This window comes from Streptomyces sp. NBC_00568, assembly GCF_026341855.1.
In the GTDB taxonomy this organism is placed as follows: domain Bacteria; phylum Actinomycetota; class Actinomycetes; order Streptomycetales; family Streptomycetaceae; genus Streptomyces.
Window position 1 is genome coordinate 4,426,285 of record NZ_JAPENW010000001.1, and the last position, 14,977, is coordinate 4,441,261.

At 73.3% G+C, this 14,977-nt stretch carries 13 protein-coding genes; 7 read left to right on the top strand and 6 right to left on the bottom strand.

What is annotated here, in order from left to right; translation table 11 throughout:
* Window positions 1-17 precede the first annotated feature (17 nt).
* From OOK38_RS19270 to OOK38_RS19280, 3 genes are read left to right on the top strand one after another with little or no spacing between them, the layout of a single operon-like run.
* On the top strand, window positions 18-287 hold the full coding sequence (locus tag OOK38_RS19270) for a hypothetical protein (protein ID WP_266758811.1): 270 nt from the start codon (window positions 18-20) through the stop codon (window positions 285-287).
* Window positions 287-2,434 carry a 4-alpha-glucanotransferase gene (gene malQ / locus OOK38_RS19275; protein WP_266758809.1) on the top strand — a complete coding sequence of 716 codons (2,148 nt, stop codon included), beginning with the start codon at window positions 287-289 and terminating at the stop codon, window positions 2,432-2,434. The genes OOK38_RS19270 and malQ overlap by 1 nt, the downstream gene beginning before the upstream one ends.
* Window positions 2,435-2,491: 57 nt before the next feature.
* A complete protein-coding gene (locus tag OOK38_RS19280) occupies window positions 2,492-2,731 on the top strand; it encodes a hypothetical protein (protein WP_266758807.1) in 240 nt (79 codons plus the stop codon).
* 124 nt (window positions 2,732-2,855) lie between these two features.
* Here OOK38_RS19280 and OOK38_RS19285 read toward each other — a convergent pair whose 3' ends face one another.
* Window positions 2,856-3,572, bottom strand: coding sequence for a TetR family transcriptional regulator (locus tag OOK38_RS19285; protein WP_266758805.1), 717 nt, complete (start codon window positions 3,570-3,572; stop codon window positions 2,856-2,858).
* Window positions 3,573-3,674: 102 nt separating this feature from the next.
* On the opposite strand from OOK38_RS19285, the gene OOK38_RS19290 reads away from it, so the two are divergent.
* Window positions 3,675-5,198, top strand: coding sequence for an FAD-dependent monooxygenase (locus OOK38_RS19290; RefSeq protein WP_266758803.1), 1,524 nt, complete (start codon window positions 3,675-3,677; stop codon window positions 5,196-5,198).
* On the opposite strand, the gene OOK38_RS19295 is transcribed toward OOK38_RS19290, so the two are convergent.
* Complete coding sequence (locus OOK38_RS19295) at window positions 5,195-5,692, bottom strand: MarR family winged helix-turn-helix transcriptional regulator (RefSeq protein ID WP_266758801.1); 498 nt, start codon at window positions 5,690-5,692, stop codon at window positions 5,195-5,197. The two genes, OOK38_RS19290 and OOK38_RS19295, sit on opposite strands and share 4 nt — an antisense overlap.
* A gap of 295 nt (window positions 5,693-5,987) precedes the next feature.
* Between OOK38_RS19295 and OOK38_RS19300 the strand changes: the two genes are divergently transcribed.
* A complete protein-coding gene (locus OOK38_RS19300) occupies window positions 5,988-6,953 on the top strand; it encodes an EamA family transporter (protein ID WP_266758799.1) in 966 nt (321 codons plus the stop codon).
* Between the two features lie 30 nt (window positions 6,954-6,983).
* Here OOK38_RS19300 and OOK38_RS19305 read toward each other — a convergent pair whose 3' ends face one another.
* Window positions 6,984-7,460, bottom strand: a complete 477-nt coding sequence (locus tag OOK38_RS19305) for a DUF1203 domain-containing protein (protein ID WP_266758797.1) — start codon at window positions 7,458-7,460, stop codon at window positions 6,984-6,986.
* 112 nt (window positions 7,461-7,572) lie between these two features.
* On the opposite strand from OOK38_RS19305, the gene pepN reads away from it, so the two are divergent.
* Complete coding sequence (pepN, locus tag OOK38_RS19310; protein ID WP_266758795.1) at window positions 7,573-10,161, top strand: aminopeptidase N; 2,589 nt, start codon at window positions 7,573-7,575, stop codon at window positions 10,159-10,161.
* Between the two features lie 313 nt (window positions 10,162-10,474).
* Here the strand turns inward: pepN and OOK38_RS19315 are convergent, their stop codons facing one another.
* The 3 genes from OOK38_RS19315 to OOK38_RS19325 all read right to left on the bottom strand — a co-directional run bounded on the left by OOK38_RS19315 (window position 10,475) and on the right by OOK38_RS19325 (window position 14,144).
* Window positions 10,475-11,251, bottom strand: a complete 777-nt coding sequence (locus OOK38_RS19315; protein ID WP_266758794.1) for an SDR family NAD(P)-dependent oxidoreductase — start codon at window positions 11,249-11,251, stop codon at window positions 10,475-10,477.
* A 221-nt stretch (window positions 11,252-11,472) separates the two neighbouring features.
* Window positions 11,473-12,960, bottom strand: coding sequence for an RNA polymerase subunit sigma-70 (locus OOK38_RS19320; RefSeq protein ID WP_266765687.1), 1,488 nt, complete (start codon window positions 12,958-12,960; stop codon window positions 11,473-11,475).
* Window positions 12,961-13,127: 167 nt separating this feature from the next.
* The gene (locus tag OOK38_RS19325) at window positions 13,128-14,144 is read right to left on the bottom strand and encodes an aspartate-semialdehyde dehydrogenase (protein ID WP_266758792.1); all 1,017 of its coding nucleotides are present in this window, start codon (window positions 14,142-14,144) and stop codon (window positions 13,128-13,130) included.
* A 305-nt stretch (window positions 14,145-14,449) separates the two neighbouring features.
* Here OOK38_RS19325 and OOK38_RS19330 point away from each other — a divergent pair, with 305 nt between their 5' ends.
* Complete coding sequence (locus OOK38_RS19330) at window positions 14,450-14,977, top strand: sigma-70 family RNA polymerase sigma factor (RefSeq protein ID WP_266758790.1); 528 nt, start codon at window positions 14,450-14,452, stop codon at window positions 14,975-14,977.

The window sequence follows — 14,977 nt, forward strand, 5'->3', positions numbered from 1 at the left end:
TCGACAAGGAGGCCCCCGTGGCCGCATCGGCACACCTTCTCCTCTCGGCCCTGTCCAAACGCGGAGCGGAGCCGTCCGTCCCCGGCCAGCGCGCGGGACGGGCGTCCGCCGAACCCGAGGGCGCGCATCCGATCCTGCTCAGCGCGGAAGGCGCCAGCGCCGAGGTGCCGCTGACCAGCGAACCTCCGCTGCCCGACGCGGAACCGCTGACCAGCGAGCCGCCGCTGGCCGACGCCGCGCACCTGACGAGCGAGCCCACCTCGACCGGCGCCGCGTCGGGGGTCTGATGGCACCCAGTGGGCCCGCCGACCCGTCGCGGACGCCATCGGAGCCGGCGCCGCGGACCTCCCTGTCCCGGCTCGCCGAGCTGCACGGCGTCGCCCCCGCTTACAGCCCCTCCCCGGACCGCACGGTCGCGGCCTCGGACGCCGCGCTCGTCGCGATCCTGGCGTCGCTCGGTGTCGACGCGAGCACCCCGGACGCCGTACGCGCCGCCCTCGCGCACCATGAGGCCGAGACGGCCGATCGGCTGCTGCCGCCGACGCTGGTGAGCTGGGACGGCCACGCGCCCGCCGCGCTGGCCGCACTGCCGGACGGCGCCCGGCTGCGCGTCACCACCGAACAGGGCGAGACCCGCGCCTCCGCCGAACAACTCCCGCCCGGCGTCCACGCGCTGCACGCCACCGCACCCGACGGCCGCACCGCCGACGTCCACCTCGTCGCGGCTCCCGCCCGGCTGCCCGCGCCGCCCGGACGCACGTACGGCCTGCTCGTCCAGCTCTACTCCCTGCTCTCCCGCCGCTCCTGGGGCATGGGCGACCTCGGCGACCTCGCCGAGCTGACCGCCTGGGCGGGCCGGGCGCTCGGCGCCGGATTCGTCCAGGTCAACCCCCTGCACGCGGCGGTGCCCGGCGACCCCACCGACCCCTCCCCGTACCGGCCCTCCTCCCGCCGCTTCCCCGACCCGGTGCACCTGCGTGTCGAGGACATCCCCGAGTACCCGTACGCCGAGGACCGCGACGGTCTGCGCACGGTGCTGGAGCGCGCCGGACAGCTGCGCGACTCCGTCCTGGGCAAGGACGCGCTGATCGACCGCGACGCCGTGTGGGACCTCAAGCGCGAGGCACTCGAATCGGTCCGCGCGGTGCCGCTCGGACCCGGACGGCGGGCCGCGTACGCCGACTTCCTCGCCGAGGAGGGCCAGGCACTGGAGGACCACGCCACCTGGTGCGCGTTCGCCGAGGTGCACGGCTCCGACTGGCGGAGCTGGCCCGCCGGCCTGCGCGACCCCCGCTCGTCCGAAACCGCCCGCGCGCGGGCGGAACTGATGGACCGAGTCGACTTCCACAGCCGGCTCGCCTGGCTCACCGACGCCCAGCTCGCCGCCGCCCAGCGCTCCGCGCGCGACGCGGGCATGACCATCGGGCTCGTCCACGACCTCGCCGTCGGCGTCCACCCCGACGGGGCCGACGCCTGGGCCCAGCAGGAGTACTTCGCGGCCGGCATGTCCGTCGGCGCGCCCCCGGACGCCTTCAACGCGCGCGGCCAGGACTGGGGCCTGCCGCCCTGGCGTCCCGACCGGCTCGCCGCCTCCGGATACGCCCCCTACCGCCGCCTGCTGCGCGCGCTCCTCCGGCACGCCGGCGCCCTGCGCATCGACCACGTCATGGGCCTGTTCCGGCTCTGGTGGATCCCCCAGGGGCAGCCGCCCACGGAAGGCTCGTACGTCCGCTACGACGCCGAGGCGATGCTCGCGATCCTGGTACTGGAGGCCTCGCGGGCCGGAGCGCTGGTGATCGGCGAGGACCTCGGCACGGTCGAACCCGGGGTGCGCGAGACGCTCCAGGAGCGCGGAGTGCTGGGCACCTCGGTGCTGTGGTTCGAACGCGACTGGGACGGCGACGGCATGCCCCTGCCGCTCGACCACTGGCGCGCCGACTGCCTGGCCACCGCCACCACCCACGACCTGCCGCCCACCGCGGCCCGGCTCACCGGCGAACACGTCGAACTCCGCGACCGGCTCGGCCTGTTGACCCGCTCCCTCGACGAGGAGCGGGCGGCCGCCGCCGCGGACACCCGGGAATGGCTGGCGCTCCTCTCCCGGCTGGGGCTGCTGCGGGGCGCGAGCGGTGGAGCCCCCGCTACGGCCGAGGAGGCCGAGATCCAGGCCGTGCACCGCTTCCTGCTGCGCACCCCGGCCCACATGATCGGTGTCTGGCTCCCGGACGCCGTCGGTGACCGCCGCCCGCAGAACCTCCCCGGCACCTCGGACGAGTACCCCAACTGGCGCCTGCCGATCGCCGACGCCGAGGGCCGCCCGGTGACCCTGGAGGAACTCGCCGCGTCGCCCCGGCTGCACGCCCTGATCGACGTGGTGCGGGCGGAGAGCGGCCTGACCGGGGCACCCGGGAGCCCTCCGCGCCGTGCCCCGTGACCTCCGTACGGCACCCCCGGGCGCGCGGCTCAGTCAGGTGTTCGCTACGTTTGCACCGTGGACAAGAAGAACGCTCTGCGCGCCGGTGCCCTGGCCGCCGGTACGACGCTGATGATGCTGCTCATGTCGTCCCCCGCGCTCGCGCTGACCCGCGACGACGGCGACGACCCAGGCTCCCACCTGAGCGTGATCGAGACGCTCGGCCTCTACGTCGTGCTGCCGATCGCGCTGTTCCTCGTCATCGCCGGCCTCGTCATGGTCCTGGACAAGTCCCACAAGCAGCCGAACCAGGGCTGAGCCCCGCTCTTCGCCCCAACTCCATCTCTTCGTCGAGGGAGTCCCCGCACCCACCGGTGCGAGGACTCCCTCGACGCGTTTCACGGCCACCGTGTCCGCCCGGACGGGTGGTGCCGGACGGGTTCTAGGGGTGCGGCGCCGTCAGATACCGCTGCACCGTCGGACCCAGCCACGCCACGATCTCCTCGCGGTGCAGCGCGACGGCCGGGGCCAGCCGCAGGATGTAGCGGGCCAGCGCGAGTCCGAGCAGTTGCGATGCGCAGAGCGCCGCGCGGGCCGGGGCCTGTTCGGGGTCGGGGCAGGCGCGCCGCGCCACCGGCGTGAGCTGGTCCCTGAAGATGCTCTGCATCCGTTCGGCGCCGGTCTGGTTGGTCACGCCGACCCGGAGCATCGCGGTGAGGACCTCGTTCTCCTCCCACAGGTCGAGGAAGTGGTCCACCAGGACGCGGCCCACGTCGTCCGGGTCGAGGGCCGCCGGATCGGGCAGCCGCAGATCGACGTCGAGCACGGCCGCGAACAGCCCCTCCTTGGAGCCGTAGTAGCGCATGACCATCGAGGGGTCGATGCGCGCGTCCTTGGCGATGGCGCGGATCGTGGCGCGCTCGTAGCCGTCGGCCGCGAAGCGCTCGCGGGCGGCGGTGAGGATCGCGCCGCGGGTGGCGTCGGAGCGGCGGGGTGCCGCCGCGGGCGCGGTGCCGGCTGCCGGGCGCGCTGCCGGGCCGGCGGCGGACCCGGGCGTCGCCGGCGTCGCGCCGGACCCCGGTAGCGCCCCGGAGCCGGACCCCGGCAAAGCGCCGGACCCGGACCCGGACCCGGACTCGTGCTGTTCCTTGACTGGCATGCCAACGACCGTAGGCCAACAGGTGTTGACAGTCCAGTGGTGCCCTCCTATGTTGGCCAACAAGCGTTGGCCAACAGGTGTTGGCATCATGAGGAGGCCGTCATGACCGGCAACACGCACACGCCCCCCACCACCCCGACCCGCACCGCCCCCACCCCCCGTCGGGTGGTCGTCGTCGGCTCGGGTCCGACCGGCCTGCTGCTGGCCGGCGACCTCGCTGCCGCCGGCGTCCCGGTCACCCTCGTCGAGAAGCGCCCCCGCGGGATCAGCAATCTCTCCCGCGCCTTCGTCCTGCACGCCCGCACTCTGGAGCAGCTCGACGCCCGTGGGCTCGCCGACGACCTGGAGCGCAAGGGCCAGGCCCTCGACCGCATCCGGCTCTTCGGCGGACTCGCGCTCGCGCTGGACACGCTGCCCTCCCGTTTCAACCACCTGCTGGTGATTCCGCAGTACGAGGTGGAAGAGGTGCTGCGGCACCGGGCGGAGGAAGCCGGGGTGCGGTTCGCGTACGGGACGGAGGTGACCGGGCTGCGGCAGGACGCGGGCGGGGTGACGCTGGAAGTCCGGGGCGCGGGCGGGGAGCCGGACGAGTTGACCGCCGACTACGTCGTCGGGACGGACGGGATGCGCAGCGCGGTGCGGGCGGCGATCGGGCTGCCGTTCCCCGGCAGGTCGGTCATCCGGTCCGTCGTGCTCGCGGACGTCCGGCTCGACGAGGAACCGGAGTCGCTGCTGACCGCCAACGCCGTCGGTGACGCCTTCGCCTTCATCGCGCCCTTCGGCGACGGCTTCTACCGTGTGATCGGCTGGCACCGCGGCCGGGACATCCCGGACAGCGAGCCGGTCGGACTCGACGAGGTCAAGGAGATCGCCCGGCTCGCACTCGGGCGCGACTACGGCATGCGCGACGCCCGCTGGATGTCCCGCTTCCACAGCGACGAGCGCCAGGCGCCCGCCTATCGCGTGGGCCGCGTCTTCCTCGCGGGCGACGCCGCGCATGTGCACACCCCGGCCGGCGGTCAGGGCATGAACACCGGGCTCCAGGACGCGGCGAACCTCGGCTGGAAGCTGGCGGCCGTCTTCAACGGGCAGGCGGACCCGGCCCTGTTGGACACCTATCAGGCCGAACGCCACCCCGTCGGCGCGTCCGTGGTGCGCAGCAGCGGCGGCATCGTGCGGCTCGCGATGGCCAAGCGCCCCTGGACGCGGGCGCTGCGCGCGGGAATCACCGCGGTCCTCGGCCGTGTCGGCCCCGTGCGCCGCAGGGCGGTCGGCCGGATCACGGGCATCGGGTACGCGTACGGGGCGCCCCGCGGCGCGCACCCGATGGTCGGAACCCGCGCCCCCGACATCGCCCTGAGGAGCGGCCGGCTCTACGAGGCCCTGCGGGGCGGGAGGTTCGTCCTGATCGCCCCGCGGCCGTACGAGGCCGGGGAGATCGGGCGGGCCGCCGGGGAGGCCGGGGAACGCGCCGGCCGTCTCGCCGTGGAGCGCTGGGCGGGTGGGTCGCGTACGACGGTGCTGGTGCGGCCCGACGGATACGTGGCCTGGGCCGCCGGGTCCCCGGACGCCGCCTCGGTCGAGGCCGCCCTTGTCGCCGCTCTGGGTGCGCCGGACAGGTCCTAGGGGGCGGTCGCGGCCAGCAACGGGCGCAGCAGGCCGGCCAGTTGGGTGGCCTGCTCGTTGTCGAGGACCGAGAGCGCGGCCGTCTGGACCTCGAGCCCCGCTCCGACGGCCTCGTCGATCAGCCGCAGGCCCTCGTCCGTCAGGGTGACCTGGAGGCCGCGCCGGTCGTGCGGGTCGGGGGAGCGGCGGAGCAGTCCGGCGCGCTCCAGCTTGTCCAGGCGCCCGGTCATGCCGCCGGTGGTCAGCATGAGCGTGGCCGAGAGCTCGCGCGGCGAGAGCGTGTAGGGGGCGTCGGAGCGGCGCAGGGTCGCCAGAACGTCGAACTCCCCGCGTGAGATCCCGTACCGCGCGTACGCCTTCTCCATCCGGTCGCCCATGGCGCGCGAGAGCCGGAAGACGCGCCCGAAGACCTCCATCGCGGCGGTGTCGAGGTCCGGCCGGACAGCGGCCCACTGCTCGATGATCGCGTCGACGGGGTCCTTGGGGGTGCTCATGGGGGCGAGTATCCGCCGCGTCGCAGGTCGGCCGCAAGAAAGTAGCTCGGAAGGGAGTGGGTCGGGAGGAAGCGGCTCGACAGGAACTGGATCACCGGGAAGCAGGTCACCGATAAGCGGCTTGATTCTAAGTAGATTAGAGCTAAGCTACTTAGTGCCGGCCTGCTTCTGCCGGCCCTGCTCCTGCCGGCCCTGCTCCTGCCGTCTCCTCCGGTGACTGCTTCCGCCGTGTTCCTGCCGCCGACCCTCTCCCTCCGGCCCTCATCCGCCGGGTCTCCTCGAAACCGGGTGTCCCGTGGACGCGAACCGCTCCGCCCTCATAGCCCTCACCGCGCTCGCCCCCGTCTCCTGGGGCAGCACCTATGCCGTCACCACCGAGTTCCTCCCGCCCGACCGGCCGCTGTTCACGGCCGTGCTGCGCGCCCTGCCCGCGGGGCTGCTGCTCCTCGCGCTCGCGCGGGTGCTGCCGCGCGGTGTCTGGTGGGGGAAGGCGGCCGTGCTGGGCGCGCTGAACATCGGCGCGTTCTTCCCGCTGCTGTTCCTCTCGGCCTACCGGCTGCCCGGCGGAATGGCGGCCGTGGTCGGGTCGGCCGGTCCGCTGTTCGTGGTGGGCCTCTCCTTGCTGCTGCTCGGTGACCGGCCGACCCCGCGTACGCTCCTCACCGGCGTCGCGGCGGCCCTCGGCGTCAGCCTCGTCGTCCTGAAGGCGGCGGGCGCGCTCGACCCCGTGGGTGTTCTCGCGGCGGTAGCCTCCACCGCGTCGATGTCCACCGGCACCGTGCTCACCAAACGGTGGGGGCGGCCGGACGGAATCGGCCCACTGGCGCTGACCGCCTGGCAGTTGACCGCCGGCGGGCTGCTGATCGCGCCGGTCGCCCTCGTGGCCGAGGGCGCGCCGCCCGCGCTGGACGGCCGGGCGATCGGCGGTTACCTGTACCTCGCGCTGGCGAACACGGCGGTGGCGTACTGGCTGTGGTTCCGGGGCATCGGCCGGCTCACCGCCACCCAGGTCACGTTCCTCGGCCCGCTCTCGCCACTGACCGCGGCGGTCATCGGCTGGGCGGCGCTGGGGCAGGCGCTGACGCCGGTGCAGGTGGCGGGCATGACACTGGCGTTCGGGGCCACGGTGTTCGGCCAGCTGAGAGTCCGTCCGGCGGCCGTGGTGCCCCTCCCGGCCGCCACCGGCACCGCCCCGCTCGTCCGGGAGCCGGCCGGGGCGCACCGGCCCGAGCGGAATCCCCGGCCCCGGCGCACCCCGTAGCGGGACGGCCCCGCTCTCCTCGTACGGGTACTAGCCCCGTCGTACCTCGTACAGGAAGCAGCCGTACTCCACCGCCCGCACATGGAGCAGTGCCACCTCCGGGTCGGTGAACGCCTCCGTGAAGGCCTCGTCGAACGCGTCCGGCGTGGATACCAGCAGTCCGCCCAGGATGTGGCCCTCGGCCGAGTAGCGGCGCACCGTGCGGTGGGCGTTCGCGAAGGGGAGCTCGTCCCCGTCCGGACCCGCGCACGCGTCCGCGTGGATGAAGACCGGCCCCTGCTCGTCGTACGGGCCCGGTTCGGCCCCGGTCTGCGCGGCCCAGCGGCGCAGCGGAGCGTAGGAGACCAGGGCGATGCGCTCGCCGGGCTCGCTGCGGCGCAGGCAGCAGCGCAGCGGGGCACCGCCCTCCTCGTCGGTCAGCGGGGCGGGCGGACGGCCCGCGTCGTCGCCGTCGCGGAGTTCCTTCAGGACGGCCGGGCCGATGGGGTGTGCGGTGTACGTCGTCATACGTCCAGGCTCGCGCCCGCGCGTGCCCGGCACCGGCGGGAAACGGACATCGCGTTCCGTGCTGGTCCCGTGGAAGGATGGCGCAACCCACACATAACGAGGAGATGACCGCGTGCCTGGCACAAACCTGACCCGCGAAGAGGCGCAGCAGCGCGCGAAGCTGCTCACCGTTGACTCGTACGAGGTCGATCTCGACCTCTCCGGCGCGCAGGAGGGCGGCACCTACCGGTCCGTGACCACGGTGCGCTTCGACTCCGCCGAGACCGGCGCGGAGTCCTTCATCGACCTGGTGGCCCCGGCCGTCCACGAAGTCACCCTCAACGGCGACCCGCTCGACCCGGCCGAGGTCTTCGCGGATTCGCGGATCGCGCTGCCCGGTCTCCTGGAGGGGCGCAACGTCGTCCGCGTCGTGGCGGACTGCGCGTACACCAACACCGGTGAGGGCCTGCACCGGTTCGTCGACCCCGTCGACCAGCAGGCCTACCTGTACACCCAGTTCGAGGTGCCGGACGCGCGCCGCGTCTTCGCGTCCTTCGAGCAGCCCGACCTGAAGGCCACCTTCCAGTTCACCGTGAAGGCGCCGTCCGGCTGGACGGTCATCTCCAACTCGCCGACCCCGGAGCCCAAGGACGACGTCTGGGTCTTCGAGCCGACGCCGCGGATCTCGACGTACATCACGGCGCTGATCGTCGGCCCGTACCACTCCGTGCACAGCGTGTACGAGAAGGACGGGCAGTCGGTGCCGCTGGGCATCTACTGCCGTCCCTCGCTCGCCGAGTTCCTCGACTCGGACGCGATCTTCGAGGTCACCCGGCAGGGCTTCGACTGGTTCCAGGAGAAGTTCGACTACGCGTACCCGTTCGAGAAGTACGACCAGCTCTTCGTGCCCGAGTTCAACGCGGGCGCGATGGAGAACGCGGGCGCGGTCACCATCCGCGACCAGTACGTCTTCCGCTCCAAGGTCACCGACGCCGCGTACGAGCTGCGCGCCGAGACGATCCTGCACGAGCTGGCCCACATGTGGTTCGGCGACCTCGTGACCATGGAGTGGTGGAACGACCTCTGGCTGAACGAGTCGTTCGCCACCTACACCTCCATCGCCTGCCAGGCCTACCACCCCGACAGCCGGTGGCCGCACTCCTGGACCACCTTCGCCAACTCCATGAAGACGTGGGCCTACCGGCAGGACCAGCTGCCGTCCACCCACCCGATCATGGCCGAGATCCGCGACCTCGACGACGTGCTCGTCAACTTCGACGGCATCACGTACGCCAAGGGCGCCTCCGTCCTCAAGCAGCTCGTCGCCTACGTCGGCATGGACGAGTTCTTCAGCGGTGTCCAGGCCTACTTCAAGGCCCACGCCTTCGGCAACACGCGGCTGTCCGACCTGCTCGGCGCCCTGGAGCAGACCTCCGGACGTGACCTCGGGACCTGGTCGCAGAAGTGGCTCCAGACCGCCGGGATCAACATCCTGCGCCCGGAGATCGAGACCGACGCCGACGGCGTCATCACCTCCTTCGCCATCCGCCAGGAGGCCCCGGCCCTGCCCGCCGGAGCCCAGGGTGAGCCGACGCTGCGCCCGCACCGCATCGCGGTCGGCCTGTACGACTTCGACGGCGCCGAGGGCGGCAGCGGCAAGCTGGTGCGTGACGAGCGCGTCGAACTGGACGTGGACGGGGAGCTGACCGCCGTACCGCAGCTCGTCGGCAGGCGCCGCCCCGCCGTGATCCTGCTCAACGACGACGACCTGTCGTACGCCAAGGTCCGCCTCGACGAGGACTCGCTCGCCTTCGTCACCGAGCACCTCGGCGACTTCGAGTCCTCCCTCCCGCGGGCCCTGTGCTGGGCCTCGGCCTGGGACATGACCCGCGACGCCGAGCTCGCCACCCGTGACTACCTGGCACTGGTGCTGTCCGGCATCGGCAAGGAGTCCGACATCGGTGTCGTGCAGTCGCTGCAGCGGCAGTTGAAGCTGGCGATCGAGCTGTACGCCGACCCGACCGCCCGCGAGGCGCTGCTGACCCGCTGGACGGACGCGACCCTCGCCCACCTGCGCTCGGCCGAGGCCGGCGGCGACCACCAGCTGGCCTGGGCGCGCGCCTTCGCGGCGACCGCGCGCACGCCGGAGCAGCTGGACCTCCTGGAGGCGCTGCTCGAAGGCCGCGAGACCATCGAGGGTCTCGCCGTCGACACCGAGCTGCGCTGGGCGTTCGTGCAGCGGCTCGCGGCCGTCGGACGCTTCGACGAGGCGGAGATCGCCGCCGAGTACGAGCGCGACAAGACCGCCGCCGGTGAGCGGCACGCGGCCACGGCCCGTGCGGCCCGCCCCTCGGAGGAGGCCAAGGCGGAGGCGTGGGCCTCGGTCGTCGAGTCCGACAAGCTCCCGAACGCCGTGCAGGAAGCGGTGATCGCGGGCTTCGTCCAGACCGACCAGCGTGAGCTGCTCGCCCCGTACACGGGCAAGTACTTCGCCGTGGTCAAGGAGATCTGGGACACCCGCTCGCACGAGATCGCGCAGCAGGTCGCCACCGGTCTCTACCCGGGCATCCAGGTCGCCCAGGAGACGCTCGCCGAGACGGACGCGTGGCTGGCCTCGGCCGAGCCCAGCGCCGCCCTGCGCCGACTCGTCTCGGAGTCCCGCTCGGGCGTCGAGCGGGCCCTGAAGGCGCAGGCGGCGGACGCGCAGGCGACGACCGCGTAGTCCGTGAGCGTGCGGTCCGTGAGCTTGCGGTGCGTGAGCTTGCGGTGCGTGAGCTTGCGGTGCGTGAGCTTGCGGTCCGCGGACCGCGTGGTCCGTGACCGCGTGGTCCGCGGACGGTTGGTCCGGGACCGGGTGATCCGCGGACGCCGGTCCGGGAACACAGGGGCGCCGACCTGCCGGTCGGCGCCCACGGCGGCGGGCGGGAGACCGGACAGGTCTCCCGCCCGCCGCCGTTCGTCGGCCCGCCGCCGTCTGCCGTGCGGGCGTCCGCCACGCTCCTCGCCCGCCCCGCCGACCCGGCCGACCCCCGGAGTCAGTGGGGGACCATCCCGCCGGTGACGTTCACGAAGGTGCCGGTGATGCCGCCCGCCAGGTCGGAGGCGACGAAGGCGGCGGTGGCGGCGATCTCGGCCAGAGTGGGGTTGCGGCGGGTCATGCGCATGCCCGCGAGGTTCGCGAGCAGCCCCTGAAGGGCCGCGTCGTCGAGGTCCATGCGGCTGTCGACCGCGAGAAGCTTCTCGCGGGTCAGCGTCTCGGGCACCCCGGCCGCCCACAGGCCCACGACCCGCAGTCCGCGCGGTCCCAGCTCCGTCGCCAGGTTCCGCACCAGGGTGTCGATCGCGGCGTCCGCCGGTCCGGTGCCGCCCATCATCGGACTCCCGTGCGCGGAGCCGCTGTTGAGCGTAAGCACCACACCGGAGCCCGCCTCGGCCATGCGCCGGGCGGCGGCGCGGGCGGTGATGAAGGTGGTGCGGAGGCCCGTCTCGACGGGCCGTACGAGGTCCTCGACCGTCATGTCGACCAGGGGGACGCCCTGCACGTCGCCGCGGGTGACGAGGTTGAAGGAGATGTCGAGGGCGTCCAGCGAGGCGATGTGCGCGTCGACCGCCGTCTCGTCCAGGGCGTCGAGCACCGCGGTCTCGGCGTGTCCGCCGGCCGCCGCGATGTCCTTCGCCACCGCGTCCAGCGTCTCGCCCGTGCGCCCCACCAGGTGCACGCGGGCCCCTTCACGGGCGAAGGTACGGGCGACGGCGCCGCCGATGGATCCGCCGGCGCCGTAGACGACCGCGGTCTTGTCGGTGAGCAGCATGATGATCTCCTGAGGTGTCCGCCGTACGAGTCGGTCGTACGTGTCGGTCGTACGTGTCGGTCATGCAGACGTACGCGTCCTCCCGGACTCATCGGTCGCCCGCGGCCCGCGGCCCGCGGCCCGTGCCCGGCAGCCCGTGCGCCTCCCCGGCCCCCGCTCCCCGGCCCCCGCTCCCCGGAGGCGTCCCCGGCCGCCGCCCAGGCCGCAGCCCCGGCCGTCCCTCACACGTCGGCGGGGAGCCGCAGCGGCAGTCCGAACGCCGGGAACAGGTGCGGCTCGAAGGAGGTGATCTCCACGATGCGGTCCCCCTCGACGCGGAGTACGTCGAGGACCTGGGCGCGGTAGACCGTCGTACCCGGGCGTCGCACGTACCCCCCGGCCGCGATCCCGCCGTTGGCGCGGGCGGGAAGGTGGCGCCAGTGCCCGAGGAACAGCGGGGAGGCGGGGTCGAGGCTGATCCGCAGGAACTCGGTGATCGCGGCACGGCCGACGAACCAGTACGGGTTCGGCGGCATGGTGAGCCTGATGTCCTCGCTGAGCAGGTGGGTGAACGCGTCGAGGTCGAGGGCTTCGGCGGCGGCCATGTAGCGCCCGAGGATCTCCCGCTCGCGGGCGTCCGCCTCGGCGGTCCACTCGGTCCGGCGGTCCGGGAGCCGGTCGCGCAGGGTGGGCCGGGCGCGCTGCAGGGCGCTGTTGACCGAGGCGGTCGTCATCTCCAGGGCTTCCGCGGTCTCGGCGGCGGAGAAGCCGAGGACGTCGCGCAGGACCAGGACCGCGCGCTGGCGGGCCGGCAGATGCTGGATGGCGGCCAGGAAGACGAGCTCCAGGGTCTCCCGGGAGACGGCGAGCGCGTCCGGCCGCTCCTCGGCCGAGGGCAGGTCCTCGTCGGGGTACGGCTGGAGCCAGGTGACGCGGGCCGGGGGCTCGGCGGTGCCGTGGTTCATGCCGGGCACCGGCTCGTAGCGCCGGGGGCGGCGGGCGGTGCGCCGCTGGAAGTCCAGACAGGTGTTGGTCGCGATCCGGTACAGCCAGGTCCGCAGGCTCGCCCGCCCCGCGTAACCCTCCCGCGCCCGCCAGGCCCGCAGGAACGTCTCCTGGACGAGGTCCTCCGCGTCGTCGTAGGAGCCCGACATGCGGTAGCAGTGCACGCGCAGCTCACGCCGGTACGGCTCGACGAGCGCGGCGAAGTCGCTTTCGCCGAGGCCGGTGTGCGCGTCGGAGCGCCGCGGCCCCGGGTCGTGGGTCACCGGGCGGTCGTGCGTCACTGAGCCGTGCGTGACGGAACCCGGCTCGGGGGAGTCCTGGCCGGCGGCGGCCCGGGGGACGGCGGTGTGCGGCGCGGCGGGGTCCCCGGTGGCCGATACGCCGGCGGGGGCCGGTGCGCCCGGGGCTTTCGTCACGGCGGCCCGCGTGACGGAATCGTCCTTGGCGGTGTCCCGGGCCACCCGGGCGACGCGGCGCAGCCGTCCCACCGAGGAGGCCAGTTCGCTCACGCCGGAGTAGAAGACGGACGGCGGCTGCGGCACCAGCGCCTCGACCTGCCGTCCGATGTCCTCGATCAGCCCGTGCACGGTGTCGGCCGGCGCCGTCCGGCGGTCCCGGTAGGCCTTCTGCCGGCAGGCCGCCGAGCAGTACACCGAGCTGCGCCCCGTGCGTCCGGCCCGCCCGGCCAGCGGCTTCCCGCAACTGCGGCACACGGTATCGACCACCACGGGGACCTCCGGACTTCCGTCACGCGGGTACGACGTGACGGTATCCGTTGCGCCTCCCGAGACGCCGCGGAAGCGCCGCATCCGGCGGAATCCGCGAGGGGCGGGGCACCGGCCGGTGCCCCGCCCCTCGCGGACGCGTGGTGGATCCCGGTGGGATCCGGAGGTCAGCCCTTGAGCTCGGCCGCCACCAGCTCCGCGATCTGGACCGCGTTCAGCGCGGCGCCCTTGCGGAGGTTGTCGCTGGAGACGAACAGCGCGAGGCCGTGCTCGGCGGTCTCGTCCTGCCGGATGCGGCCGACGTACGAGGCGTCCTTGCCGGCGGCCTGGAGGGGGGTCGGGATGTCGGAGAGGACGACACCCGGGGCACCCGCGAGAAGCTCGGTGGCGCGCTCGACGGAGAGCGGGCGCGCGAAGCGGGCGTTCACCTGGAGGGAGTGGCCGGAGAAGACCGGGACACGGACGCAGGTGCCGGAGACCTTGAGGGCGGGGATCTCCAGGATCTTGCGGGACTCGTTGCGGAGCTTCTGCTCCTCGTCGGTCTCGTTCAGGCCGTCGTCGACGATCGAACCCGCGAGGGGGAGCACGTTGAAGGCGATGGGGCGCTTGTAGACGGCGGGCTCGGGGAAATCGACCGCCTCGCCGTCGTGGGCCAGCTTGTCCGCGTCGGCGACGACCTTCAGGGCCTGGCCGTGCAGCTCCGCCACGCCGGCGACGCCGGAACCGGACACCGCCTGGTAGGTGGCGACGACCAGCGCCTCCAGTCCCGCCTCCTCGTGCAGCGGCTTCAGCACGGGCATCGCGGCCATCGTCGTGCAGTTCGGGTTGGCGATGATGCCCTTGGGGCGGTCGGTGATCGCGTGCGGATTCACCTCGGAGACGACGAGGGGTACCTCGGGGTCCTTGCGCCAGGCGGAGGAGTTGTCGATCACGACCGCGCCCTGGGAGGCGACCTTCTCGCACAGCGCCTTGGAGGTGGCGCCGCCCGCCGAGAAGAGCACGATGTCCAGGCCCGAGTAGTCCGCCGTGGAAGCGTCCTCCACCGTGACACCGTCGACAACCGTCCCGGCCGAACGGGCCGAGGCGAACAGGCGCAGCTCCGTGACGGGGAAGTCCCGCTCGACCAGGATCCTGCGCATGACTGTGCCGACCTGACCGGTGGCTCCGACGATTCCGACCCTCACGGCGACTCCCTCTGCTTACGTTTCACGTGGTCCAGCGCTTCCATCATGCGTCTGACCCGGGTCCGCGTGTCCAATCCTTTCGCCGCGCCGCTCGAGGGATGGGACACCGGGACACGCGCGGATGAGCCCGATCCTGCGGCGGCCGGGCGTCCCCGTACGAAGAAATCGCCCGGCGACGGAAGGGAACCGCAAGCCGTACGGTGTGGGCGCCGTCATGGTTTCGGGCCCGGTGTGACGTACGCCTCGAACCGGGCCGAACGTTTTGGCCCGCACCGGCGTCGTAGAGGAAACGCGGGAGGGGAGGGGTGGCTGTGCTGCGCAGAAAGCCACGCCGCGCACCGGGGGCGGACGATCCCCTGGACGCGGCGCAGGAACGCCGGGTGCGTGCGGTGCTCGCGCTCGGCGGCGTACCGCAGGCGGACCTGCCGGACGGGGTGCAGCAGGTCCGGCTGCGGCTGCTCGAGCGGGCCGCCAAGGGGGACGAGGCGCCGCGGGACGTGTCCGCCTGGGCGGCGGTCGTCGCCTCGAACCTCGCGATGGACTGGCACCGGGCCAGGCGACGGCAGGACCGGCTGGGCGAACGTCTCGCCTCGCTGCGTCAGTTGGAGCAGCCCTCCGACGAGGAATCGAGCGTGCTCTCGCTGGCCGTCGCCCAGGGGCTGGACGAACTGCCCGACGCCCAGCGCCAGGTTCTCGTCCTGCGGTTCTACGCCGACCTGCCCGTGCGGGACATCGCCGACGAACTCGGGATACCCGAGGGCACGGTCAAGAGCAGGCTGCACACGGCGGTCCGCGCGCTGCGCGTCCGCCTGCACGAGGACGAGGTGGTGTGA